This is a genomic window from Streptomyces chromofuscus, from assembly GCF_015160875.1.
Taxonomy (GTDB): Bacteria; Actinomycetota; Actinomycetes; order Streptomycetales; family Streptomycetaceae; genus Streptomyces; species Streptomyces chromofuscus.
On the sequence record NZ_CP063374.1, the window covers coordinates 5,683,373 to 5,709,069 of the forward strand.

Annotated in this window: 14 protein-coding genes; 3 read left to right on the forward strand and 11 right to left on the reverse strand. The window is 72.7% G+C overall.

Going from position 1 to position 25,697, the window contains the following annotated elements:
- Nucleotides 1-3: 3 nt before the first annotated feature.
- Nucleotides 4-318: a thioredoxin family protein gene (locus tag IPT68_RS25780; RefSeq protein WP_189701546.1), complete on the forward strand. Its 315-nt coding sequence runs from the start codon at nucleotides 4-6 to the stop codon at nucleotides 316-318.
- 184 nt (nucleotides 319-502) lie between these two features.
- Nucleotides 503-2,734 carry a HelD family protein gene (locus IPT68_RS25785; protein WP_189701539.1) on the forward strand — a complete coding sequence of 744 codons (2,232 nt, stop codon included), beginning with the start codon at nucleotides 503-505 and terminating at the stop codon, nucleotides 2,732-2,734.
- Between the two features lie 22 nt (nucleotides 2,735-2,756).
- On the opposite strand, the gene glgB is transcribed toward IPT68_RS25785, so the two are convergent.
- The 5 genes from glgB to IPT68_RS25810 all read right to left on the reverse strand — a co-directional run bounded on the left by glgB (nucleotide 2,757) and on the right by IPT68_RS25810 (nucleotide 12,253).
- On the reverse strand, nucleotides 2,757-5,489 hold the full coding sequence (glgB, locus tag IPT68_RS25790) for a 1,4-alpha-glucan branching enzyme (RefSeq protein WP_189701540.1): 2,733 nt from the start codon (nucleotides 5,487-5,489) through the stop codon (nucleotides 2,757-2,759).
- A gap of 21 nt (nucleotides 5,490-5,510) precedes the next feature.
- Nucleotides 5,511-6,917, reverse strand: a complete 1,407-nt coding sequence (locus IPT68_RS25795) for a maltokinase N-terminal cap-like domain-containing protein (protein WP_189701541.1) — start codon at nucleotides 6,915-6,917, stop codon at nucleotides 5,511-5,513.
- Nucleotides 6,918-7,049: 132 nt separating this feature from the next.
- Complete coding sequence (gene treS, locus IPT68_RS25800; RefSeq protein WP_194074010.1) at nucleotides 7,050-8,750, reverse strand: maltose alpha-D-glucosyltransferase; 1,701 nt, start codon at nucleotides 8,748-8,750, stop codon at nucleotides 7,050-7,052.
- Nucleotides 8,747-10,837 carry an alpha-1,4-glucan--maltose-1-phosphate maltosyltransferase gene (locus tag IPT68_RS25805; RefSeq protein ID WP_194074011.1) on the reverse strand — a complete coding sequence of 697 codons (2,091 nt, stop codon included), beginning with the start codon at nucleotides 10,835-10,837 and terminating at the stop codon, nucleotides 8,747-8,749. Before IPT68_RS25805 ends, treS begins: the two co-directional genes overlap by 4 nt.
- 216 nt (nucleotides 10,838-11,053) lie before the next feature.
- Nucleotides 11,054-12,253 carry a S8 family peptidase gene (locus tag IPT68_RS25810; RefSeq protein WP_189701187.1) on the reverse strand — a complete coding sequence of 400 codons (1,200 nt, stop codon included), beginning with the start codon at nucleotides 12,251-12,253 and terminating at the stop codon, nucleotides 11,054-11,056.
- A gap of 268 nt (nucleotides 12,254-12,521) precedes the next feature.
- Between IPT68_RS25810 and IPT68_RS25815 the strand changes: the two genes are divergently transcribed.
- Complete coding sequence (locus tag IPT68_RS25815) at nucleotides 12,522-15,140, forward strand: glycosyltransferase family 1 protein (RefSeq protein ID WP_189701186.1); 2,619 nt, start codon at nucleotides 12,522-12,524, stop codon at nucleotides 15,138-15,140.
- Nucleotides 15,141-15,280: 140 nt separating this feature from the next.
- Here IPT68_RS25815 and IPT68_RS25820 read toward each other — a convergent pair whose 3' ends face one another.
- The 6 genes from IPT68_RS25820 to IPT68_RS25845 all read right to left on the reverse strand — a co-directional run bounded on the left by IPT68_RS25820 (nucleotide 15,281) and on the right by IPT68_RS25845 (nucleotide 25,415).
- Nucleotides 15,281-15,790, reverse strand: coding sequence for a DUF1990 domain-containing protein (locus IPT68_RS25820; protein WP_189701185.1), 510 nt, complete (start codon nucleotides 15,788-15,790; stop codon nucleotides 15,281-15,283).
- A gap of 80 nt (nucleotides 15,791-15,870) precedes the next feature.
- Nucleotides 15,871-17,919, reverse strand: a complete 2,049-nt coding sequence (locus IPT68_RS25825) for a M4 family metallopeptidase (protein WP_189701184.1) — start codon at nucleotides 17,917-17,919, stop codon at nucleotides 15,871-15,873.
- A gap of 303 nt (nucleotides 17,920-18,222) precedes the next feature.
- Nucleotides 18,223-20,019 (reverse strand): ABC transporter ATP-binding protein, encoded by a 1,797-nt coding sequence (locus tag IPT68_RS25830; RefSeq protein WP_189701183.1) that lies wholly within the window; start codon nucleotides 20,017-20,019, stop codon nucleotides 18,223-18,225.
- Complete coding sequence (locus tag IPT68_RS25835) at nucleotides 20,016-21,758, reverse strand: ABC transporter transmembrane domain-containing protein (RefSeq protein ID WP_189701182.1); 1,743 nt, start codon at nucleotides 21,756-21,758, stop codon at nucleotides 20,016-20,018. The genes IPT68_RS25830 and IPT68_RS25835 overlap by 4 nt, the downstream gene beginning before the upstream one ends.
- A gap of 19 nt (nucleotides 21,759-21,777) precedes the next feature.
- Complete coding sequence (locus IPT68_RS25840) at nucleotides 21,778-23,634, reverse strand: ABC transporter ATP-binding protein (RefSeq protein WP_189701181.1); 1,857 nt, start codon at nucleotides 23,632-23,634, stop codon at nucleotides 21,778-21,780.
- On the reverse strand, nucleotides 23,631-25,415 hold the full coding sequence (locus tag IPT68_RS25845) for an ABC transporter ATP-binding protein (RefSeq protein ID WP_189701180.1): 1,785 nt from the start codon (nucleotides 25,413-25,415) through the stop codon (nucleotides 23,631-23,633). The genes IPT68_RS25840 and IPT68_RS25845 overlap by 4 nt, the downstream gene beginning before the upstream one ends.
- Between the last annotated feature and the right edge of the window lie 282 nt (nucleotides 25,416-25,697).

Genomic DNA, 25,697 nt, shown 5'->3' on the forward strand with positions numbered 1-25,697 from the left:
GGTGTGGCCGAGGTGACGGACGCGGACTTCGCGGCGGAGGTGATCGGGTCCGAGCTGCCGGTGCTGGTGGAGTTCACCGCGGACTGGTGCCCACCGTGCCGGCAGATGGCGCCGGTGCTGAGCGCGCTGGCGACGGAGGAGGGGGAGCGGCTGAAGGTGGTGCAGCTGGACGTGGACCACAATCCGGAGACGACCAACGCCTACAAGGTGCTGTCCATGCCGACCTTCCTGGTCTTCCGCGGCGGTGAGCCGGTGAAGTCCATGGTCGGGGCCCGCCCCAAGCGGCGGCTGCTGGAGGAGATCGCCGACGCGCTGTGACCCGAACGGACGCCCGCGACCCGAACAGGCGTAAAGAAATCCCCCGGCAATTGCGCCCGGGGGATTTCTTTGCGTATATTCATTGATTCGCGACTTCGAAGGATCAGGTCGCGAAGAAGTTCAGTGAGCACAGTATATCCGGGCGGGAGCGGAATTGTCAAACAGCGGAATTCCAGACGACGAAATGCGCCGCGAGCAGGAATTCATCGACGGGCTGTACGCGCGGGTCGACGTGCTGCGCGGCGACGCCGAGGTCTCCGTCACGGACGCGCTCGCACAGGGCGACAAGCCGATGCAGGCACGCCTGGAACGGGACATCCTGGTCGCCGAGCGGTCGGGGCTGCTCGCCGCCCTGAACGCGGTGGACGGCTCGCTCTGCTTCGGCCGGATCGACCTGACCTCCGGCGCCGGCCACCACATCGGCCGGATCGGCCTGCGCGCCGACGACGCCGAGCGCACGCCGATCCTGATCGACTGGCGCGCCGAGGTCGCCCGCCCCTTCTACCTGGCCACCGGTCACACCCCGATGGGCCTCAGCCGCCGTCGGCACATCTCCACCGACGGCCGTCGGGTCACCGCCCTGCACGACGAGTTCCTCGACGTCGCGGACGCCACCCGGACCGGCTACGAGGACCCCAGCGGCGACGCCGTCCTGCTCGCCGCGCTGAACTCCGCGCGCACCGGCCGGATGGCCGACATCGTGCAGACCATCCAGGCCGAGCAGGACGAGATCATCCGCGCCCCGCACCGGGGCGTCCTGGTCGTCGAGGGCGGCCCCGGCACCGGCAAGACGGCGGTGGCCCTGCACCGGGCCGCGTACCTCCTGTACGAGCACCGGGAACTGCTCGCCAAGCGTGCCGTCCTCATCGTCGGCCCCAACCCCGCCTTCCTCGGCTACATCGGCGAGGTGCTGCCGTCGCTGGGCGAGACGGGCGTGCTGCTGGCGACGGTCGGGGAACTCTTCCCCGGCGTGAAGGCGACGGCGACCGACACCCCGGAGGCGGCCGCGGTCAAGGGCCGCGCCGAGATGGCCGACGTGCTCGCCGCCGTCGTACGGGACCGGCAGGCGCTGCCCGACCCGGTCGTCGCCATCGAGCACGACCGCGAGGTCCTGATGCTCGACGACGGTCTCGTCGGCGTCGCACGTGAGCGGACGCGCGCCGCGAAGCTGCCGCACAACGCGGCCCGCGAGCACTTCGAGGGGCACATCCTCAACACGCTCACCGAGCTGTACGCCGAGCGGGTCGGCACCGACCCGTACGACGGCTCCAACCTGCTCGACGCCGGCGACATCACCCAGATCCGCGACGAGATCGCCGACAACCCCGAGGTCTGGTCGGCCATCGACCGGCTGTGGCCGGTGCTCACCCCGCAACGGCTCGTCGCGGACTTCCTCGCCGAGCCCGAGGGGTACGTCGCCGACGCCGACGCCGCCGCGATCCGGCGGCCGGTGACGCGGGCGTGGACCGTGGCGGACGTACCGCTGCTCGACGAGGCGGCCGAACTGCTGGGCGAGGACGACCGGGTCGCGCGGTCGCGGGCGGAACGCGAGCGGGAGCGGCAGGTGTCGTACGCCCAGGGCGTGCTCGACGTGTCGTACGCCTCCCGGACGTACGAGTACGAGGACAAGGAGGACGAGGACAGCGAGGTGCTGTCCGCGCACGACATCATCGACGCCGAGCGGTTCGCCGAGCGGCACGAGGAGGACGACCACCGCAGCGCGGCGGAGCGGGCGGCGGCCGACCGCACCTGGGCCTTCGGGCACATCATCGTCGACGAGGCGCAGGAGCTGTCGCCGATGGCGTGGCGGCTGCTGATGCGGCGCAGCCCGACGCGGTCGATGACGCTGGTGGGCGATCCGGTGCAGACGGCGGAGGCGGCGGGGGTCGGCTCCTGGGCGAAGATCCTGACGCCCTATGTCGAGGACCGCTACGAGCACACGCGCCTGGGCGTCAACTACCGTACGCCCGCCGAGATCATGGACCTCGCCGCGGCGGTCGTCCGGGCGGAGCACCCGGACTTCGTACCGCCGAGTTCCGTACGGTCCACCGGTGTACGTCCCTGGATCCGGGCCACCGACGACCTGCCCGGCGCGGTCGCCAAGGCGGTCGGGGAACTGACCCCCGCCGAGGGCCGGCTGGCCGTCATCGCCCCGCGCGAGCTGCACCGGCGCCTCGCCGCACACCTGGACGGCGTGACGGCGGGCGCCGAGCCCGACCTGACGCGGACCGTCGTCCTGCTGGACCCCCGTCAGGCCAAGGGCCTGGAGTTCGACTCGGTGCTCGTCGTCGAGCCGGGCCGGTACGGCACGAGCGACCTGTACGTCGCCCTGACCCGCGCGACGCAGCGGCTGGGGGTGCTGCACACGGGCCCGCTGCCGCGGGGGCTGGCCGAGGGCGCCGCGGCAGCGGCCTGACCGCAGCGGCCGGCCCGGTCGGCTACGACGGCTGGAACCACACCGTCGCCAGCGGTGGCAGGGTCAGCCTGACGCTGGCCGGGCGGCCGTGCCAGGGCAGGGCCTCCGGTTTCACCGGGTCGGGGTTCGTCACGTCGCTGCCGCCGTAACGGGCCGCGTCCGTGTTCAGCGTCTCGTGCCAGGCCGGGATCTCGTCGGGGACGCCCACCCGGTAGTCGTGGCGGACCACCGGGGAGAAGTTGCTGATCGCGAGGAGCGGGGCGCCGGCGGCGTCGTGGCGGAGGAAGGCCAGGACGTTGTCGTCGGCGGCGTCGCCGACGACCCACTGGAAGCCCTCGGGGTAGGTGTCGCACTGCCACAGGGCGGAGGTGTGGCGGTAGACGGCGTTGAGGTCACGGACCAGGTCGCGCACCCCGCGGTGGTCGGCCTCGGCGCCGTACTCCGGGTCGAGCAGCCACCAGTCCGGGCCGGTCGCCTCCGACCACTCCGCCCCCTGGGCGAACTCCTGCCCCATGAACAGCAGCTGCTTGCCGGGGTGGGCCCACATGAAGCCGAGGTAGGCCCGGTGGTTGGCGCGCTGCTGCCACCAGTCGCCCGGCATCTTCGACACCAGCGAGCGCTTGCCGTGCACCACCTCGTCGTGGGAGATCGGCAGGACGTAGTTCTCGCTGTACGCGTACACCATCGAGAACGTCATCTCGTGGTGGTGGTACTTGCGGTGGATCGGCTCGTGCGCCATGTACTGCAACGAGTCGTGCATCCACCCCATGTTCCACTTCAGGCCGAAGCCCAGCCCGCCGAAGCCGCTCGGGCCCTTGTGGTGGGTGGCGCGGGTGACGCCGTCCCAGGCGGTGGACTCCTCGGCGACGGTCACCACGCCGGGGTTGCGCCGGTAGACGGTCGCGTTCATCTCCTGCAGGAACGCCACCGCGTCCAGGTTCTCCCGGCCGCCGTGCTCGTTCGGCGTCCACTGGCCCGGCTCGCGCGAGTAGTCGAGGTAGAGCATCGAGGCGACCGCGTCCACGCGCAGCCCGTCGATGTGGAACTCCTCGCACCAGTACACCGCGTTGGCGACGAGGAAGTTGCGGACCTCCTTGCGGCCGAAGTCGAACTCCAGCGTGCCCCAGTCGGGGTGCGCGGCGCGCAGCGGGTCGGCGTGCTCGTACAGCGGGCGCCCGTCGAACTCGGCCAGCGCCCAGTCGTCCCGCGGGAAGTGGGCCGGGACCCAGTCCATGAGGACGCCGATGCCGGCCCGGTGCAGCGCGTCGACGAGGTACTTGAAGTCGTCCGGGGTGCCGAGGCGGGCCGTGGGCGCGTAGAAACCGGTGACCTGGTAGCCCCAGGAGCCGCCGAAGGGGTGCTCGGCGACCGGCATCAGCTCCACGTGCGTGAAGCCGAGGTCCCGGACGTAGGCGGGGAGTTCCTCGGCGAGCTGCCGGTACGTGAGCCCCGGACGCCAGGAGGGCAGGTGGACCTCGTAGACGGACAGGGGGGCCTCGTGCGCGGGGACCTGCCCACGGCGCTCCAGCCACTGCGCGTCGCCCCACTCGTAGTGCGAGGCGTGCACGATGGACGAGGTGTCCGGCGGGGTCTGCGTCCGGCGGGCCAGCGGGTCGGCGCGCAGGGTCTTCGAACCGTCGGGGCGGGTGATCTCGAACTTGTACAGCTCGCCCTCGCCGATGCCGGGCACGAAGAGCTCCCAGACGCCGGTGCCGCCGAGCGAGCGCAGGGGGAAGCCGGTGCCGTCCCAGTGGTTGAAGCCGCCGGCCAGGCTCACGCCGCGCGCGTTCGGCGCCCACACCGTGAAGCGGGTGCCGGTGACGTCCTGGTGCGTCAACGGCTCGGCGCCGAGCGCCCGCCAGAGCTGCTCGTGCCGGCCCTCGCCGATCAGGTGCAGGTCGAGGTCGCCGAGGGTGGGCAGGAAGCGGTACGGGTCCTCGGTGTCCAGGACCGTGCCCTCGTACTCCACGCTCAGCCGGTACTCGGGGACCTCCGCAAGCGCGACCAGGCCGGAGAAGAAACCGTCGCCGTCGTCGTGCAGTCCGGCCCGCCGGTCGCCGGCCACGACCGTGACGGACAGGGCGTAGGGGCGGAAGACGCGGAAGATCACGCCGCCGTCCGGTGCCGGGTGCGCGCCGAGGACGGAGTGCGGGTCGTGGTGGGTGCCGGTGAGCAGGCGGTCGCGGTCGGCGGGGTCGAGGGCGGGCGAGACGGCGGTGACGGCGGGGGGTTGGAGGGCGGCTTTCCCGCTCGGGGCGCCGGATGCGTCCGGCGCGGTGGCCGCCTTGACGGCCGGGGTCTTCCCGGCCGTCTTCTTCGCGGTCGCGGCCTTCCGGGCGGGCGTTGTCTTCTTGGCGGCCGTGGTGGTCTTCTTCGCCGCCGCCTTCTTCGCGACGGCCTTCTTCGTCGCGGCCTTCTCGGCGACGGCCTTCTCGGCGGTCCTCTTCTTCGCGGCCTTCTCGGCGGTCGCCTTCTCGGCGGTCCTCTTCTTCGCGGTCGCCTTCTTGGCCGGCGCCTTCTTGGCCGTGGCCGTCTTCGCCGCCGCCGTCTGTGCCGTCGCCTTCTTCGCCACGGCCTTCTTCGTGGTCGCCTTCTTGGCGGTCGCCTTCTTCGCCGTCGCCTTCACCGGCGCGGCCGTCTCCTCGGGTGCGGTCGCCTGTTTCGGCACGGCGGCCTTCTCCTGGTGGGCCGTGGTCTCCTCGGCCGTCACGTTCGGGTCGGAACCGCTGGAGGAGGAGGTGGTACGGGGGGTCACGGGCGGAGCCTCCTGGGAGGGTCAGGTCGGTCGGTTCGAGGCGAGGCGCCGTATCGCCGACAGCGGCACGGAGAGCCAGTCGGGGCGGTGCCGGGCCTCGTAGACGACCTCGTAAACGGCCTTGTCGGTCTCATGGGCACGCAGCAGCACGGGGTCGGTCCGCGGATCGCGGCCGGCTGCCTCGGCGTACCCGGAGCAGTACGCGGCCCGGCAGTGGTCCGCCCAGCCCGGCACCGACGGCTGCACGGAGTGGGCCGCGTAGTCGAACGAACGGAGCATCCCGGCGATGTCCCGCACCGCCGGCTGCGGCATCCGGCGTTCGGCGAGCGGCCGGGCCGGTTCGCCCTCGAAGTCGATCAGCGACCACTCGCCGGCCGGCGAGCGCAGGCACTGCCCGAGATGCAGGTCGCCGTGGACGCGCTGAGCGGTCCACGTCCGGCCCTCGGCCGCGAGGTCGGCCAGCGCCTCGAACGCGGAGCGCAGCCCCGGGACGTACGGCCGCAGCACGGGCACCGCCTGGGCGGCGGCGTCGAGGCGTGCGAGCATGCCGTCGACCATCGAGCGCAGCTGGGTGTGACCGAGGGTGACGGTCGGCAGGGCGCGCGCCAGCGCCGTGTGCACCTCGGCGGTGGCCCGGCCGAGGGACCGCGCCTCGGCGCTGAAGTCCTCGCCCTTGGCCAGCTCGCGCAGCGCCAGCTCCCAGCCGTCGGTGGCGCCCTGGACGTAGGGCTGGAGGACACCGAGGACGTACGCCTGTCCCGCCAGCTCCGCCCCCAGCCACGCCGTCGGCGCGGGCACCCGGGAGCAGCCCTCGCGGGCCAGCGCGAGCGGCAGCTCCAGGTCGGGGTTGACGCCGGGCACGACACGGCGGAGCAGTTTCAGGATGAACGTATCGCCGTATATCACCGAGGAGTTGGACTGCTCGGCGGTCACCGCGCGGCTGACCAGTCCGGGCCGGATCTCCTGGTGCGGGTCGCGGTCGAAGCGGAGGCCGCCGATGCGGGCCCGGGTGCGCAGTGCCTCGAGCAGCACCTCGGCGGGCCGGGGGTCGTACAGGGCCTCGTACACCGTCAGCCCGGCGAGCGGGCCCCCGGTCACATGGCCGATCAGCGCGGGTGCCAGCCGGGGAGGCAGTGCCTCGCGCACGCCGATCAGGAGCTGGTAGCAGTCGCCGGGAACCGGGGTGGTGCCGGTGGCGGTGGCCTGGACCGGGGCGTGCGGCTGGTGCACCTGCACGAGCAGGTGGTACAGGCCGAGCTTGCCCCCGGCGGGGAGCAGTTCGGTGGCCGCCACCAGCGAGAGCCCGGTGACCGGACGTCCCTTGCCGGCGAACCAGCGCTGTCGTGGCAGCCAGTCCCGCAGCAGTGGATGCAGCGACGGGAGAAGGCCGGGGCCGGTCGTGGCGGGACGGGTGACTGCTTCCGACATGGCGTGCGTCCTTTCCCCTTCTCCGGTTCGTCCAGAGGGCGCTGTCAGCCGGTGCCGGCTCACGCGGGCGGACGGGGTGTTACTGATGCGTGCCCCGGGCGGGACGGGAGAAACCGCCCCGCCCCGGACCTTCTAGGCGGCGTCCTTGCGGAGCCGGAACCAGTAGAAGCCGTGCCCCGCGAGGGTGAGCAGGTACGGCAGTTCGCCGATGGCGGGAAAGCGCACCCCGCCGATCAGCTCGACCGGATGACGGCCGTTGAAGGCGCGCAGGTCGAGTTCGGTCGGCTGCGGGAAGCGGGAGAAGTTGTGCACGCACAGCACGAGGTCGTCGCCGTGCTCCCGCAGGAACGCCAGTACGGCCGGGTTGGAGGACTGGAGTTCGGTGTACGAGCCGAGCCCGAAGGCGGGGTTCTGCTTGCGGATCTCGATCATCCGGCGGGTCCAGTGCAGCAGCGACGAGGGCGACGCCATGGACGCCTCGACGTTGGTGACCTGGTAGCCGTAGACCGGGTCCATGATGGCCGGAAGGAACAGGCGGCCCGGGTCGGACGACGAGAAGCCCGCGTTGCGGTCCGGCGTCCACTGCATCGGCGTGCGCACCGCGTCGCGGTCGCCGAGCCAGATGTTGTCGCCCATGCCGATCTCGTCGCCGTAGTAGAGGATCGGGCTGCCGGGCAGCGACATCAGCAGGGCGGTGAACAGCTCGATCTGGTTGCGGTCGTTGTCCAGCAGCGGGGCCAGCCGGCGCCTGATCCCGATGTTGGCGCGCATGCGCGGGTCCTTGGCGTACTCCGCGTACATGTAGTCGCGCTCTTCGTCGGTGACCATCTCGAGCGTGAGCTCGTCGTGGTTGCGCAGGAAGATGCCCCACTGACAGCCCGAGGGAATCGCCGGGGTCTTGGCGAGGATCTCCGAGACCGGGTAGCGGGATTCCCGCCGCACGGCCATGAAGATGCGCGGCATGACGGGGAAGTGGAACGCCATGTGGCATTCGTCGCCGCCGGAGGAGTAGTCGCCGAAGTAGTCGACGACGTCCTCGGGCCACTGGTTGGCCTCGGCCAGCAGCACCGTGTCCGGGTAGTGGGCGTCGATCTCCTTGCGCACCCGCTTCAGGAACTCGTGGGTTGCCGGAAGGTTTTCGCAGTTGGTGCCCTCCTCCGCGTACAGGTAGGGCACGGCGTCCAGGCGGAAGCCGTCGATGCCCAGGTCCAGCCAGAAGCGCAGCGCCGAGAGGATCTCCTCCTGCACGGCCGGGTTCTCGTAGTTGAGGTCCGGCTGGTGGGAGAAGAACCGGTGGAAGAAGTACTGCTTGCGGACCGGGTCGAAGGTCCAGTTGGAGACTTCCGTGTCGACGAAGATGATTCGGGCGTCCTGGTACTGCTTGTCGTCGTCGGCCCACATGTAGTAGTCGCCGTAGGGGCCGTCGGGGTCTCGTCTCGACTCCTGGAACCACGGGTGCTGGTCGCTGGTGTGGTTCATGACGAAGTCGATGATGACGCGCATGCCGCGCTGGTGGGCGGCGTCGACGAACTCCACGAAGTCGGCGAGGTCGCCGAACTCGGGCAGGACGGCGGTGTAGTCGGACACGTCGTAGCCGCCGTCGCGCAGCGGGGACTTGAAGAAGGGCGGGAGCCAGAGGCAGTCGACGCCCAGCCACTGGAGGTAGTCGAGCTTGGCGGTCAGGCCCTTGAGGTCGCCGACGCCGTCGCCGTTGCTGTCCTGGAAGGAGCGGACGAGGACTTCGTAGAACACGGCACGCTTGAACCAGTCGGGGTCGCGGTCCTTGGCGGGCGTGTCCTCGAAGGTGTCCTGCACGGGCTCGTTGACGATCATGTTGTGGGTGACCCTCCGATCTGCGGGGTGGACGGTCGCAGGACGGTGAGGATGTGCGCCGGCCGGTGGCCGGGTTCCAGGCGCACATAGTTGGCCCTGCCCCAGTGATAGGTCTCGCCGGTGAGCTCGTCGCGCACCGGCACCGACTCGTGCCAGTCCAGGCCGAGTTGCGGCATGTCCAACGAGACCGTGGCCTCCTGGGTGTGGTGGGGGTCGAGGTTGACGACCACCAGAACCGTGTTCGATCCCGACCGCTTCGAGTAGGCGATCACCGCTTCCTTGTCGGCGTGGTGGAAGCGCAGGTCCCGCAACTGCCGCAGCGCCGGGCTCTGCCGGCGGATCGCGTTCAGCCGTGTGATGAGGGGGGCGATGCTGTTCGGGTCGTCCCAGTCGCGGGGTTTGAGCTGGTACTTCTCCGAGTCGTGGTACTCCTCGCTGCCCTCCCTGAGGGGGGTGTTCTCGCACAGTTCGTAGCCGGAGTAGACGCCCCAGGTGGGGGAGAGGGTGGCGGCGAGGACGGCGCGGGCCTCGAAGGCGGGCCGGCCGCCGTGCTGGAGGTAGGCGTGCAGGATGTCGGGGGTGTTGACGAAGAAGTTCGGCCGCATGTAGCTCGCGGCCTCGCCCGACAGCTCGGTAAGGTACTCCGTCAGCTCCTGCTTGGTGTTGCGCCAGGTGAAGTACGTGTACGACTGCTGGAAGCCGATCTGCGCCAGGGTGTGCATCATCGCCGGGCGGGTGAACGCCTCGGCCAGGAAGACGACGTCCGGGTCGGTGCGGCCCACGTCGGCGATGACCCGCTCCCAGAACACGACCGGTTTGGTGTGCGGGTTGTCCACGCGGAAGATCCGCACGCCGTGGGCCATCCAGTGCCGCAGCACCCGCAGCGTCTCGGCGACCAGGCCGTCCATGTCGCGGTCGAAGGCGATGGGGTAGATGTCCTGGTACTTCTTCGGCGGGTTCTCCGCGTGGGCGACGGAGCCGTCGGGGCGGTGGTGGAACCACTGGGGGTGCTTGTCCACCCACGGGTGGTCCGGGGAGCACTGCAGGGCGAAGTCGAGCGCGATCTCCAGGCCGTTGTCGTGGGCGCGGGCGACGAACCAGTCGAAGTCCTCCAGGGTGCCCAGGTCGGGGTGGACGGTGTCGTGGCCGCCCTCGGGGGAGCCGATCGCCCAGGGCACGCCGACGTCGTCGGGGCCGGCGGACAGGGTGTTGTTGCGGCCCTTGCGGAAGGTGGTGCCGATCGGGTGGATCGGGGGCAGGTAGACGACGTCGAAGCCCATCGCCGCGATCGCCGGCAGCCGCCGGGCGGCGGTGCGGAACGTGCCGTGCGGGCGCTCGGGTGTGCCCTCCGAGCGGGGGAAGAACTCGTACCAGGAGCCGAACAGGGCCCGCTCCCGCTCCACCAGCAGCGGCAGCGGCTCGGACGCGGTCACCAACTCCCGCAGCGGACACCGCGACAGCACCGCGTCCACCTCCGGCGTCAACGCGGCGGCCAGCCGGGAGGCGGCGGGGCGGGTCTCGTCGCGCAGTGCGGCGACGGCGGTGAGCAGCACGGACCGCTCGCCGTCCCGCGTCCCTTCGGCGGCGCGCTCGTACAGCCGGGCGCCCTCCTCCAGGACCAGGTCCGTGTCGATCCCCGCCGGGATCTTGATCCGGGCGTGCTGGCGCCAGGTGGTGACCGGGTCACCCCACGCCTCCACGGTGTACGTCCACAGGCCGGGCCGGCCGGCGGTGACGGTGGCGCCCCAGCGGTCGGTTCCCGGGGCGAGTTCGCGCATCGGTGTCCAGGGGCCGGGCAGGCCGTCCGGATCCCTCAGCACGAGGTTGGCGGCGACCGCGTCATGGCCCTCGCGGAACACGGTGGCCGAGATCTCGAACGTCTCGCCGGTGACCGCCTTCGCGGGCCGGCGCCCGCGCTGGACGACCGGGCGGACGTCGAGGACCGGTATGCGCCCAACGGTGGTGACGTCGCCCGCGGAGGGTGGCTCCGGGGCCCGCGAACCGGCGTCGACCGGGCGCAAGGGACGTGCTTCGGTGCTGTCGGTGCTGGTTGTCGGGGGTGCTGACGAGTGGTGCGTTGCGGGCATCACCGCTCCGTTCCGCGTCAACGTGGGTGGGCGGATGGCTGTGGGGAGGTGGGTCGTGCGCGGGTGTGCCTGTGGGGCGTACCGCAGGAGCCTTCCCACCCTATTCGGGTGGGCAATCCGGCACTTTGTTAACTACTCACGTGTATGTCTACACACACAACCGGCCCCGTTCCGGACGAACGGAGCCGATGCTCGCACCAGGTCTTCAACGCGTCGCTACGACCGGGGTACTTGAAGAAGTTTGTTCGGTGAACCGGGGCCCCGCCCGAAGACCTTCCCGGAGACCGCGCCCGCCACCAGCGCCCTGGAGACCTGCGCCGGTGTGGCCTTCGGCCGGTCGGCCAGATGGAGCGCGGCGGCACCCGCGACGTGCGGCGACGCCATCGACGTACCGGAGAAGGTGGCCCTGGCGGTGTCGCCGCGGTGCGAGGCCGAGGTGATCGACACGCCCGGGGCGAAGAGGTCCAGCGCCGGGCCGTGGTTGGAGAAGGACGGCCGGGTGTCCGTGCGGTCCGTGGCGCCGACGGTGATCGCCTCCCCGACGCCCGCCGGGGAGCGCGGCCCGGCCGGGAGGCCGTCGTTGCCCGCGGCGACGGTGTACGTCACGCCGGAGGCGATGGAGGCGCGTACGGCGGCGTCCAGTTGGGCGTTGTACGGACCGCCCAGGCTGAGGTTGGCGACGGCCGGCTTGCGGGCGTGCCTGGTCACCCAGTCGATCCCGGCGATGACCCGCGCGGTCGTACCGCCGCCGGCGCTGTCCAGCACGCGGACGGAGACCACCCTGGCCTTCCTGGCGACGCCGAGGGTCGCGCCGGCGACGGTGGCGGCGACATGGGTGCCGTGCCCGTTGCCGTCACCTGCGGACTTGTCCCGGCCGACGAAGTCCCAGCCGTGACCGGCCCGTCCCCCGAACTCCCGGTGACTGATCCGGATTCCGGTGTCGATGACGTACACCGTGACCCCCCTGCCCGCCGAGTCGGGGGCGACGTAGCGCCGGTCGAGCGGCAGATGCCGCTGGTCGACGCGGTCCAGCCCCCAGGACGGCGGGTTCCTCCGGGTGTCCTCGACGGCCACGCGGGTGTCCTGGACGACGGAGGCGACGCGCGGATCGGCCGCCAGCCGCGCGGCCTGTCCGGCGTCGGCCCGTACCGCGAACCCGTTCAGCGCGGTGCCGTAAATATGGCTGATTCTCGCCCCGTACTCCCCGGCGATCCTCCCGGCCGCCGACGAGGCCGTCGTTCCGCCCTTGAGCGTCACCACATAACTCCCGCCGACGGAACCGGGTGCTCCGGCCCCGACGATCCGCCCCTCGGGCGCGGCCTGCGCGGGCGGGATACCGGCCGAGACGACCACGGCGCACGTCACCGCGGTCAGGCCCCCCACCCGGCGCAGACGCCGTGCTCGCGTCCGTGCCATGGTCTGCGTGTCCCCTCCTCGACTCGGCGCCACCGCCCGGCCACGCGGGCGCGGCACGCCGGTCGGCAGCGTCTCGCGCGGGTGTGAACCACCACAAGGACGCGTGTGCGGGCGGAATCGGCCATATCGCCCATGCGGGTCGGAAGAACGTCGTTTCAGGGCCGCGCCCGGAGTCGGCCACGGCGACGCCGGGTAGCCACTACCGTCGACTCCGACGACGGGACGCACACCGCTGTGCGTCCTTCTCCGCACGCTGACGAGGTGGAATGTGAAGGCGATCCGTCGATTCACCGTCCGACCCGTTCTCCCCGAACCCCTTCGGCCGCTGAGTGACCTGGCGCGGAATCTGCGCTGGTCCTGGCACACGGAGACGCGCGAGCTGTTCCAGTCCGTCGATCCGGAGCGGTGGGCCGCGTCGGGCGGCGACCCGGTGCGGCTGCTGGGCAGCGTCCCTCCCGCGCGGCTCGCCGAGCTGACCGAGGACCGCCGCTTCCTGCGCCGGCTGACCACCGTCGCCGACGACCTGGCCGACTACGTCACCGGGGAGCGCTGGTACCAGGCGCAGTCCGGTGACCTGCCCACCGCCGTCGCCTACTTCTCGCCGGAGTTCGGCATCACGGCGGCCCTGCCGCAGTACTCCGGCGGCCTCGGCATCCTCGCCGGGGACCATCTCAAGGCGGCCAGCGACCTCGGCGTACCGCTGATCGGGGTGGGGCTGCTCTACCGGCACGGATACTTCCGACAGACCCTCTCCCGGGACGGCTGGCAGCAGGAGCACTACCCCGTCCTCGACCCCAACGAGCTGCCCGTCGTGCTGCTCAAGGAGGAGGACGACACACCCGCCCAGGTGAACCTCGCCCTGCCCGGCGGCCGGCACCTGCGCGCCCGGATCTGGCTGGCCCAGGTCGGCCGGGTGCCGCTGCTGATGCTCGACTCGGACGTCGAGGAGAACGACCTCGGCGAGCGGGGCGTCACCGACCGGCTGTACGGCGGCGGCAGCGAGCACCGGCTGTTGCAGGAGATGCTGCTCGGAATAGGAGGTGTGCGGGCCGTGCGGACGTACTGCCGGCTCACCGGGCATCCCGAGCCGGAGGTCTTCCACACCAACGAGGGACACGCCGGGTTCCTGGGGCTCGAACGCATCGCCGAACTGTGCGACGCCGGGCTCGACTTCGACGCCGGGCTGGAAGCCGTCCGCGCCGGTACCGTCTTCACCACCCACACGCCCGTCCCGGCCGGCATCGACCGGTTCGACCGGGAACTGGTCGCCCGGCACTTCGGACCGGACGCGGAACTCCCGCGCATCGACGTCGAGCGCATCCTCCGGCTCGGCATGGAGACGTACCCGGGCGGCGAGCCCAACCTGTTCAACATGGCCGTGATGGGGCTGCGCCTGGCCCAGCGCGCCAACGGCGTCTCGCTGCTGCACGGCAACGTCAGCCGCGAGATGTTCTCCGGGCTCTGGCCGGGATTCGACGCCGACGAGGTGCCGATCACCTCCGTCACCAACGGTGTGCACGCCCCGACCTGGATCGCGCCCGAGGTGTTCCGGCTCGGCGCCCGGCAGGTCGGCGCCCAGCGCGCGGAGGACGCCTTCACCGGCGCCGGCGAGGACCGCTGGGACGCCGTCGCCGACATCCCCGACCAGGACATCTGGGAGCTGCGCCGCGACCTGCGCGAGCAGTTGGTGACCGAGGTGCGCCAACGGCTGCGGGCCTCCTGGCGGCAGCGCGGGGCCGGGACGGCCGAGCTGGGCTGGATCGACGGCGTGCTCGACCCGGACGTCCTCACCATCGGGTTCGCGCGGCGCGTCCCGTCGTACAAGCGGCTGACGCTGATGCTGCGCGACCGCGACCGGCTGATGGACCTGCTGCTGCACCCCGAGCGGCCGGTGCAGATCGTCGTCGCGGGCAAGGCGCACCCGGCGGACGACGGCGGCAAGCGGCTCATCCAGGAACTGGTGCGGTTCGCCGACGATCCGCGGGTGCGGCACCGGATCGTGTTCCTGCCCGACTACGGCATGGCGATGGCGCAGAAGCTCTACCCCGGCTGCGACATCTGGCTGAACAACCCCCTGCGCCCCCTGGAGGCCTGCGGCACCAGCGGCATGAAGGCGGCGCTCAACGGCTGCCTCAACGTGTCCGTGCTGGACGGCTGGTGGGACGAGTGGTTCCAGCCCGACTTCGGCTGGGCGATCCCGACGGCGGACGGGGCGGGCACCGACGCCGACCGCCGCGACGACATCGAGGCGGCGGCACTGTACGACCTGCTCGAACAGCGGATCACCCCCCGCTTCTACGAGCGCGGGCCGGGCGGCCTGCCCGACCGCTGGATCGAGATGGTCCGTCAGACGCTGACGCTGCTCGGGCCCAAGGTCCTGGCGGGCCGCATGGTCGGCGAGTACGTCGAACGGCTGTACGCTCCCGCCGCCCGCGCCCATCGCGCGATGGACCCGGACGCGGCGCGCGAACTGGCCGGGTGGAAGGCCCGGGTGCGCCGGTCGTGGCACGGCGTGCGGGTCGACCACGTGGAGACCTCGGCCACCAGGGCGACCGCCGAACTCGGCTCGACCCTCACCCTCCGCGTCCGCGTCGCCCTCGGCGACCTCGCCCCGGACGACGTGGAGGTCCAGGCGGTCTCCGGCCGCGTCGACTCCGAGGACCGCATCGCCGACGCCACGACGGTCCCCCTGAAATCGGCGGGCGGACCGGACCTGGAGGGGCGGTGGGTGTACGAGGGCCCGCTGTCCCTGGACCGGACGGGACCCTACGGCTACACGGTGCGCATCCTGCCCGCCCACCGGCTGCTGGCGACGAGCGCGGAGCTGGGGCTGGTGGCGGTGCCGACGGGAGATGTGGTGGAGGGGGCGGGGGTGCTGTTGCGCTAGGGTCCGGCCCCGGTCGGGGCGGGACGCAAGGCCCCGCTCCGGACCGGCTCTCGCCCTCGACTACGCCGAGCAGGTCCTCCTCCGGGACGAGCCGCTCACTCTCCCGGAGTGACCCGCACGCGCGTACCGGTCCGCCGTGGTCACCACTCGGCGGCGTCCGCGCACAGTCGGCGCACGGCCGCCCCGCACCTGCGCGCGAACGCCGCCTGCAAGCCCCGGTTGGCCGGTCCGCCCGCCCGGGCGTACCACTTGGCGGGCCGGCTGAACGCCGACACCGTCAGCCACACCGTGCCGTCGCCGGTGCGCTCCACCACGAAAGCCTCCTCGCCGCACTCGGGGTGGCCGGTCAGGGTGCCGTAGGCCCAGCCCGCGCGGCGGTACTCGGACACCGTCCAGACGACCCGGCACGGCGCCTTGATCAGCCCGGCGAGGGTGACGGTGACGTCGACGCCGGGGGCGGCGCGGTCCGCGGTGGCCTCGACGCCCATGCCCGTGGCGCGGTGCATCTCCCAGGTGCACACCGCCTCGGCGGCCCGGTGGAACACCCGCTCGCCCTCGCCGATGCGGGCCCGCACGTGCAGGGCGTGGAAGCCGGGCGGGCAGAAACCCGCCTCGCGGGTCCCGCCGACATCCTCGTACGTGAACGACATGCGGCCAAGAGTAGGGCGGCACCCGGCGGGACCGTCCCGCCGGGTGCCGCCGTCGACGTGAGGCCGGCCGACGCCGCGGCTTACGGGAACGTCAGCTTCCAGCCGTTGATGTAGCCGGTGTCCTGTGCCGCCTGGTCCTGGACCCGCAGCCGCCAGGTGCCGTTGGCAAGTTCCGAGGAGGCGTTGACGGTGTAGGTGGTGTTGACGTTGTCCGCCGAGTCCGAGGAGCTGAAGTTCTTCAGGCGGTACGCCGTCCCGTCCGGGGCCAGCAGGTCGATCACCAGGTCACCGCGCCAGGTGTGCACGATGTCCACGCCCACCTGGAGGTTCGACGGGGCGTTGCCCGCCCGCCCGGACACGGTGATGGAGGAGGTCACGGCCGCCCCGTTGTCCGGGATCGACACGTCGGCGGTGTTCTCGAAGGACGTGCCGCCGCCCGGGCCGCCGGGGCGCGAACCGACCGCGACGCCCGCCCACGCGTCCTGCACCGCCTTGTACTCGGCGCTCGTCGTGCCGTACAGCTCGCCGGCGACCGCCAGCGTGCCGGTGCGGGCGCCCGCGTAGTTGGTGGTGGAGGTGAACTTCGTGGTGAGCGCCTTGAACCAGATCTGCTCCGCCTTCGCCCGGCCGATGCCGGTGACCGGCAGCCCGTCCGCGGTCGGCGAGTTGTAGCTGACGCCGTTGATCGTCTTGGCGCCGCTGCCCTCGCTCAGCAGGTAGAAGAAGTGGTTCGCGGGGCCGGAGGAGTAGTGCACGTCGATGGAGCCGATGCCCGAGTACCAGTTGTCCTTCGACGCGCCGTCCTTGCTCGGCTGGTCCATGTAGCGCAGCGGTGTGCCGTCGCCGTTGATGTCGATCTCCTCGCCGATGAGGTAGTCACCGACGTCGGAGGCGTTGTTCGCGTGGAACTCGACGGCCGCGCCGAGGATGTCGGAGGTCGCCTCGTTCAGGCCGCCGGACTCGCCGCTGTAGACGAGCTTCGCGGTCGCCGACGTCAGGCCGTGCGTCATCTCGTGTGCGGCCACATCGATCGAGACGAGCGGGTTGGCGTTGCCCGAGCCGTCGCCGTACGTCATGCAGAAGCAGCTGTCGGACCAGAACGCGTTGACGTAGTTGTTGCCGTAGTGCACCCGGGAGTAGGCGCCGACGCCGTCGCCGCGGATGCCGCTGCGGCCGTGCACGTTCTTGTAGTAGTCCCAGGTCAGCGCGGCCCCGTAGTGGGCGTCGGCGCCGGCCGACTCCAGGTTGGACGGGCTGCCGTTGCCCCAGACGTCGTCCGGGCCGGAAAAGAGCGTGCCGGTGCCGGACGTGCCGCGGTTGAGGTTGTAGGTGCGGTGGTTGCCGCGTGCGCCGTCGGTGAGGTTGTACGTCGAGCCGGACTGCGTCGTGGTGAGCGGGACCGTGCCGCTGTACACCGTGTGCCCGGTGCCGTTCCTCACCGCCTCCCACTCGAAGAGCTTCTCTCCGGTGGTGGCGTCGGTGACGACGTGCAGTTCCTGCGGGGTGCCGTCGTGCTGGAGGCCGCCGACGACCGTCTCGTAGGCGAGGACCGGCTCCCCGCCCGCGGCCCAGACGACCTTGCGGGGCTCGCGGCTGACGGCGGGGCTCTTGGCGTCCTCGGCGCGGGCGGCGCGCAGCGCCTGCCGCTCGGCGCTCTCCTCGGCGACCGCGGGTGTCAGCGAGGGCACCTCGACGGTGGCGCGGGTCGCCTTGGTGACGCTGCGGGTGGCGCCGGAGTTCGACGTCTCGACGACCAGGTCGCCGCCGAGGACCGGCAGGCCGGCGTACGTCCGCTCGTAGCGGGTGTGGACCGTGCCGTCGGCGTCCTTGACGACGTCCCGGACCAGGAGCTTCTCCCGGGCGCCCAGGCCCAGCTCCCGTGCGGTGTCCGCCTGTGCGGCGTCGGCCTCACGGATCAGCGCCGCGCGCTGGGCCGGGGTGAGCTTGACCGGCAGGGAGCCCGGGTCGGCCTGCGCCGATGCCGACGGGGCCTGCTCCGGGGTGGCCGCCGCGGCGCCGGACTGCACGGCGGCGGCGAGGAACGCGGCGACGCCTGCCAGGGCGACGGCCGCAACGCGGGGGGTGCGTCTGTGGGAGGAACCGTTGCTCGATGAGGAACTGCTTCTCAACACTGACTCCTTCTGCGTGGCCGCGCATCACGCGGCCAGGGGAGATCCGGTCGGCGAGAGGGCCGTCCGGGCAGAACGCGAAACCAGGTGCAGGCGGCCACGCGGTCAACACAGCGACGCGGAGGTGGGGTTGCTGTGGAGTGGCCGTGAGAAGCGTGGCACCGCGCGCCCTGACTTGTCAGGGGCGCGTCAAAACTATGGCCGGAAATCGTTCGTTGTCCGGGAGTTCGCGTTCGGTATACGAACGAGACGCTTCTGCCCGGCCGGCTCCCCGTGCCGCTGCCCGGCCGGATCTCCGTGCCGCTACCCGGCCGGATCCCCGTGCCACGTCCGCCACAGCCGTGCGTAGGCACCGCCCGCCGCCACCAACTCCTCGTGCGTGCCCAGTTCGCTGATCCGCCCGGACTCCATCACGGCCACCCGGTCCGCGTCGTGCGCGGTGTGCAGCCGGTGCGCGACGGCGATGACCGTACGGCCCGCGAGGACCGCGGCCAGGGCGTGCTCGGTGTGCCGGGCCGTCGCCGGGTCGAGCAGCGCGGTGGCCTCGTCGAGGATCAGGGTGTGCGGGTCGGCGAGGACCACGCGGGCGAGCGCCAGTTGCTGGGCCTGCGAGCCGTCGGTGCGGCAGGCCCCCGCTCCCAGTTCGGTGTCGAGGCCGGCGGGCAGTTCGCGCACCCAGGCGTCCGCGCCGACCGCGGCGAGCGCCGCACACAACTGCTCGTCCGTCGCGGCCGGTTCGGCGATCAGCAGGTTGTCGCGGACCGTGCCCAGGAAGACGTGGTGCTCCTGCGTCACCAGCACGACCTGGCGGCGCAGCCGCTCCGGACCCAGACCGGCGACCGGCACCCCGCCCACCGTCACGCTGCCCGCGCTCGGCGCGTCGACTCCGGCCAGCAGCCTGCCCAGCGTGGACTTGCCCGCGCCGGACGGACCGACGACCGCCAGCCGCTCCCCGGGCCGGATCGTCAGGTCGACGCCCCGCAGGACCTCGCCGCCCCGGTCGTAGGCGTAGCGCACGCCGGTCACGTCGATGCGGTCGCCGTCCGGGTCGGGCGAGTCGCCCGCGGCCGTGCGGGGCGCCAGCGCCAGTCCCTCCACCCGGGCGAAGGAGGCGTTGCTCATCTGCAGCTGCTCGACCCGGATCAGGATCACGTCCAGCGGCTCGGTGACCTGCCGCAGATACAGCGCGGCGGCCACCACCGCTCCCAGGGTCAGCGCCCCCCGCTCGTGCAGGAAGCCCCCGACCAGCAGGACACCCACCACCGGCAAGGCGTAGGCGACGTCCGCGGCCGGGAAGAACACGCTGCGCAGCCGCAGGGTGTGCAGCCGGGTGCGCCGCGCCTCCTCCAGCGCGTCCCGGCTCGCGGCGATCCGGCGCTCGTGGAGCCCGAACGCCTCGATCGTGCGGGCGCCGGCCGCGGTCGCCGCGAGGACCTCCGCGACGTCCGAGGTGGCCGCGCCCTCGGCGAGGTAGGCGGAGCGCGCCCGGCGCAGGTACCAGCGCATCGGGAACCAGATGCCGAGCCAGCCGAGCAGCGCGCAGGCGCCCAGCAGGGGGTCCAGCGCGACGACCGCGCCGAACAGGAACAGCACCTGCAAGGTGGCGATGAGCAGCTCCGGACCGGCGTCCCGCAAGGTGGTCCCGACGGCGGTGACGTCGGCGGTGCCGCGGGCGGTCAGATCGCCCGTCCCGGCCCGCTCCACCACCGACGCGGGCAGCGACAGCGCCCGGTCGACGAACCCCTCCCGGATCCGCGCCAGCGTCCGCTCCCCGAACCGGTGCCCGGCGTAGCGCGCCCACCGCGACAGCAGCAACTGCGCGAGCGCGCACCCGACGAGCGCGAGCGCCAGCCGGTCGACGACCTCGACGCCGCCGCCCGCACGGACCTCGTTGACGATCAGCCCCAGCAGCCACGGACCGGCCAGACCCACCGCGGCGGCCAGCGCGTTCAGCGCCAGTACGGCGGCGAAGGCCCGTCCGTCGGCCCGGATCAGCCCCGCCATGGCCCGCCGCACCTCGGCGGGCCCGGCGACGGGCAACCGGCCCGCGCGGTCCGGCGCAGCGGTCTCCGAGGCCGTAGTGGCGGTCCCCGACGTCATCGCACGGCCTCCTCGGCCTCTCCGGCGTCCGCGTCGGCCTCGTCGTCGGCGTCCCGCGCCACCAGCGCGCGGTACCCGGGCTCGTACGCCAGCAGCCCCTCGTGGGTCCCGCCGGCCGCGACCTTGCCGTCGACCAGGAAGTACACGGTGTCCGCCCGGTCCAGCACCAGCGGCGAGGTGGTGGTGACGACGGTCGTACGGCCCGCGCGCGCGTCCCGCAGCCGCCGCGCCACCGCCGCCTCGGTGTGCGCGTCGAGCGCGGACGTCGGCTCCACGGCGAGCAGCACCTCGGGGTCGGCCAGCAGCGCCCGCGCCAGCCGTACCCGCTGCTGCTGACCGCCCGACAGGTTCCGGCCCTGGGCGTCGATCCGCGAGTCGAGCCCGTCCGGCAGTCCCCGCACGACGTCGTCGGCCACGGCGGCACGCACGGCGCGCGCGACGGCCGTGTCGTCGGCGTCGGTCCGGCGCCCGAGCACCACCTCGCGCAGGGTGCCCGCGAACAGGTCGGCCTCGTGGTCCGCGACCAGGATCCGCTCCCGCACCCGGGCGAGCGCGATCTCGTCCAGCCGTACCCCGCCCCAGGTCGTGTCCGACGGCGTGTACCGGCCGAGCCGGTCGACGATCTCCGCCGCGTCGGCGGGCCGTTCGCAGGCGAGCGCGGTCAGCCGCCCCGGCGGCACCCGCACGCCCGACTCCGGGTCGTGCAGCACGGACGGCTCGGCCGGGGCGTCGCACGCCCCGCCGCCGTCCAGCGGGCCCAGCCGCAGGAACCGCACGACCCGGCGCGCGGCCACCAGCCCCCGGCCGACCTGCTGGCCGAACTCCAGGAAGTACGCCACCGGCACCACCAGCACCGCGACATAGCCGTACACGGACACCAACTCGCCGACGGTGATCTGCCCCTGGGCCACCAGCCGGGCCGCGAGCCAGGTGACCACGGCCAGGAACACCGTCGGCAGACCGAGGCCCAGCGCCTGGATCCAGCTGGTCACCGCGCCGACCCGGTACCCCTCGGCGCGCAGTCGCCGCGAGTCGCGGCGGAACGCCTCGGCGACCAGTTCCTTGCCGCCGAGGCCGCCCAGCACCCGCAGCCCGCCGGCCAGGTCGCCGATGCGTGCGGTCAGCGCGCCCTGCCGTTCCCGGTACGCCGTCTCGGTGCTCTGCAGGCGGCCCATCAACGGCCCGGCCAGGACACCGATCACGGGCACACCGATCAGCACCACGGCGGCCAGCAGCGGGGACACCGCGAGCAGCAGCGCGGCGACGACGGCGTACCCGACGACCGCGCCGACGCCCGGCCCGATCACGGTCAGGGCGGTGGCGACGGTCTGCACGTCGCCCACGCCGATCGTGACGACCTCGCCGGCCGCGACCTGCCGGCGCAGCGACGCGCCGAGCCGGACCGCCTGCCCCACCACCACCTTGACCGTGCGGAAGTTGGCGTCCATGCGCACCCGGGTCATCGTGCGGTGCCGGGCGATGTTCAGCCAGGCGTTGAGCCCCCCGGCCGCCAGCACGGCCGCCGACCAGCCGACCAGCGCGCCCCGGTCACCGGGTTCCAGGCCGTCGTCGACCGCGCGGGCCAGCAGGTACGGCACCACCGCGGGCAGCGCCAGCGACAGGATCCCGAGCAGCGCCGCCACGGCCGACCGGCCCGGCTGGCTGCGCACCAGCCACCACAGATACCGGGCGGGACCGCGGCTGTCGGGCGTGCCGGGGTCCTCGTACGCGTCGATCACCGCCCCCCGCTCCTCGTGCTCACGCGAGGCTGTCCCGCCACGCCCGGTGCAGCCCCGCGAACCGGCCCGTGCCGGCGACGAGTTCCGCCGGGCTGCCGTCCTCGACGATCCGCCCGTGCTCCATCACCAGCACCCGGTCCGCGATCTCCACGGTGGACAGCCGGTGCGCGATCACGACGGCGGTGCGGCCCTTCAGCACGGTCGTCATCGCCCGCTGGACCGCCCGCTCGCCCGGGATGTCCAGCGAGCTGGTCGCCTCGTCGAGGATCAGCACCGCCGGGTCCGCCAGCAACGCCCTTGCGAAGGCGACGAGTTGCCGCTGACCGGCCGAGATCCGGCCGCCCCGCTTGCGGACGTCCGTGTCGTACCCCTCGGGCAGCGCGGCGATGAAGTCGTGCGCGCCGATCGCCTTCGCGGCGCCCTCGATGTCCGCGCGGCTCGCGTCCGGGCGGCCGATGGCGATGTTCTCGGCGACCGTGCCGGAGAACAGGAACGACTCCTGCGTCACCATCACCACCCCGCGCCGCAGCTCCGGCACGGCCAGCCGGCGCAGGTCCACCCCGTCCAGCAGCACCCGCCCGTCGGTCGGGTCGTAGAAGCGGGCCAGCAGCTTGGCCAGCGTGGACTTGCCCGCGCCCGTGGAGCCGACCACCGCGACGGTCTGCCCGGCCGGGATCGTCAGGTCGAAGCGGGGCAGCACCTCGCCGCCGGTGCGGTAGGCGAAGCGGACGCCCTCGAAGACGACCTCGCGGCCGGGGTGCGCGGAGGCGAGCGGCGGGAGCTCCCGCGGGGCCGACGGCTCCGGCACCGACGGCGTCTGGGCCAGCAGCCCGGCGATCTTCTCCAACGAGGCCGCCGCCGACTGGTACGAGTTGAGGAACATGCCGAACCGGTCGATCGGGTCGTACATCCGCCGCAGGTACAGCACCGCCGCCGCCAGCACGCCGAGCGCCAGCGTGCCGTCCGCGACCCGGAAGGCGCCCCACAGCACGATCAGCGCGACCGCCGTGTTGCCCACGACGCGGGAGCCGACGACATAGCGGGCCATCTCCAGCAGCGCGTCGCCGTTCGTCCGCTCGTGCCGGCGGTTCAGCGTGCCGAACTCGGCGTCGTTGGCGGCCTCCCGGCGGAACGCGCGCACCGGGCGGATGCCGTTCATCGTCTCCACGAACTTCACGATCACCGCGGCGATCGCGGTCGACCGCAGGGTGTACACCCGGCGCGCCCGCCGCTGGTACAGCCGTACGAGCCACCACAGCGGCCCGAACGACACCACCGCCAGCGCGCCCAGGCCCAGGTCCAGCCAGAGCAGGATCGCCGCGACGTACACGCAGGACACGATCACCATCACCAGCTCCTGGAGCCCTTCCTCCAGCAGCTCGCGCAGCGACTCGACGTCCGTGGTGGCACGGGAGATCAGCCGGCCCGAGGTGTAGCGCTCGTGGAAGTCCACGCTCAGCGCCTGCGCGTGGCGGAAGATCCGGCCGCGCAGATCGAGCAGCACGTCCTGGCTGACCCGGGCGGAGGCGACGACGAACGCGTAATGGAGCCCGCCGGAGGCGGCGGCGCACAGCAGATAGCCGACCCCCACCGCGATCAGCGGCCCCTGGTCGTGGGCGCGGAAGGCGGGCACGGCGTCGTCGATGGCGAACGCCACCAGCAAGGGGCCCGCCTGCACGGCCGACTGTTGCAGGAGCAGCAGTAGCGTGGTGACGACGACCCGGGCCCTCATCGGCGCGAGCAGCGACCGCAGCAGGGTTCCGGTGGCGCCCGGCGGGGCGGGCAGGACGTCCTTGTCGAACGGGTCGTCGGCCTTCGCCGGACCGCGCGGCTCGTCGTCGGCGACGGGGACGGGGGTGGATGTGGACGCGGTCATCGGGCTGCCTCCAGTTCCGTCCCGGACATCAGGTGGGCGTACTCGGCGTTGTCGCGCAGCAGTTCCTGGTGCGTGCCGACGGCCGCGATCCGGCCGCCGGACAGCAGGGCGACCCGGTCGGCGAGCAGCACCGTGGACGGGCGGTGCGCCACGATCAGGGCGGTGGTGTCGGCGAGCACCTTCCGCAGCGCCGCCTCCACGGCGGCCTCGGTGTGCACGTCCAGCGCGGACAGCGGGTCGTCCAGGACCAGGAACCGCGGCCGTCCCACGACCGCCCTGGCCAGTGCCAGCCGCTGCCGCTGGCCGCCGGACAGGCTCAGCCCCTGCTCACCGACCTGCGTGTCCGTGCCCTGCGGCAACGCGTGCGCGAACTCGGCCTGGGCGACGGCGAGGGCGCGGTTCAGCTCGGCGGTCCCCGCTCCACCGGCGGCGCCCATGAGGACGTTCTCCCCGACGCTCGCCGAGAAGAGCGTGGGCTCCTCGAACGCGACGGCGACCTCGGCGCGCAGCTCCTCCCGTGACATGGCGGTGATGTCGACCCCGTCGAGCGTGATCCGGCCCGAGGTCACCTCGTGCAGCCGGGGGACGAGCGCGGTCAGCGTGGTCTTGCCGCTGCCGGTCGCGCCCACGAGGGCCATGGACTCGCCGGGGCGGATGTGCAGGTCGACGCGGTCCAGGACGGGCGGGGAGCCGGCCGGGGCGTCGGGGTAGCGGAAGCTGACGGAGTGGAAGCGAAGGCCCCGGTCGGGAGCGGCCTTCGCGGTGCTCGCCGGTGCGCCGGCCGTCTCCGGCTCGGCGTCCATCACCTCGAAGTACCGCTCCGTCGCCGTCGCCGCCTCCTGGCTCATCGCCAGCAGGAAGCCGATCGAGTCGACCGGCCACCGCAGAGCGAGCGCCGTGGACAGGAAGGCCACCAGCGTGCCCGCCGACAGGCTGCCGTCCGCCACCCGCACGGCCCCCAGCACCAGTGCCGCTCCGATGGCCACCTCCGGCAGCGTCACGATGACGGCGAGGATCGACGCCAGCAGCCGGGCCTTGCGCAGCTCCGTCCCCCGCAGCGTCCGCGACAGCTCGCGGAACGCCCGTGCCTGACTGCGGTGCCGCCCGAACCCCTTGATGATGCGGATGCCGAGCACGCCCTCCTCGACGACCGTCGTCAGATCACCGACCTGGTCCTGCGCCTGCCGCGCCGCCTCCGCGTACCGCTTCTCGAAGAGCGCGCAGCTGACCATCACCGGCACGGCCGGCCCCAGGATGACCAGCCCCAGCGTCAGGTCCTGCACCAGCATGATGATCACGCCGACCAGGATCGTCACCCCGTTGACCAGCAGGAACGTCAGCGGGAAGGCCAGGAACATCCGCAGCAGCATCAGATCCGTGGTGCCCCGGGACAGCAACTGGCCCGAGGCCCAACGGTCGTGGAACGCCACCGGCAGCCGCTGCAGATGCCGGTACAGGTCCGCGCGCATCGCCGCCTCGACCCCCGCCAGCGGCCGGGCCACCAGCCACCGCCGCAGCCCGAACAGCAGCGCCTCGGCCAGCCCGAGGAGCAGCAGGAACAGCGCGCCGAGCCAGACGCCCGCCGGGTCGCGACCGGCGACCGGCCCGTCCACGAGCCACTTGAGCACGAGCGGGATCACCAGGCCGACGCAGGACGCGACTATCGCGACCAACGCGGCGGTGAGCAGTCGGGCCCGCACCGGCCTGACGTAGGGCCACAGGCGCAGCAGCGAGCGGACGGCGGAGCGGTCTTGGGGTGTGGTGGCACGTGTCGTGGGCATCAGGAGCGAGCCTACGGAACGGCACTGACAACGCCCACCGAGTTTTGGCCGGACCACGGCCCGCCGATGGTCCTACGACCTGCGCTTCCGAGGGGTCGTACGCACGTACCGGCCGACCCGCCGACGCCGCTCCCGGCCGCGATCCGCTCGCACGCCCCCGTCAGCTCGGCCGGCAGCTCGGGGCGGTCCGCGGCGAGGCCGGCCTGCTCGCGCACGTCCTCGGCGAGGTCGAAGAAGTGATCGCGGCCGGCGGAGTTCTGGTAGCTGAGCGGCAGCAGGGCC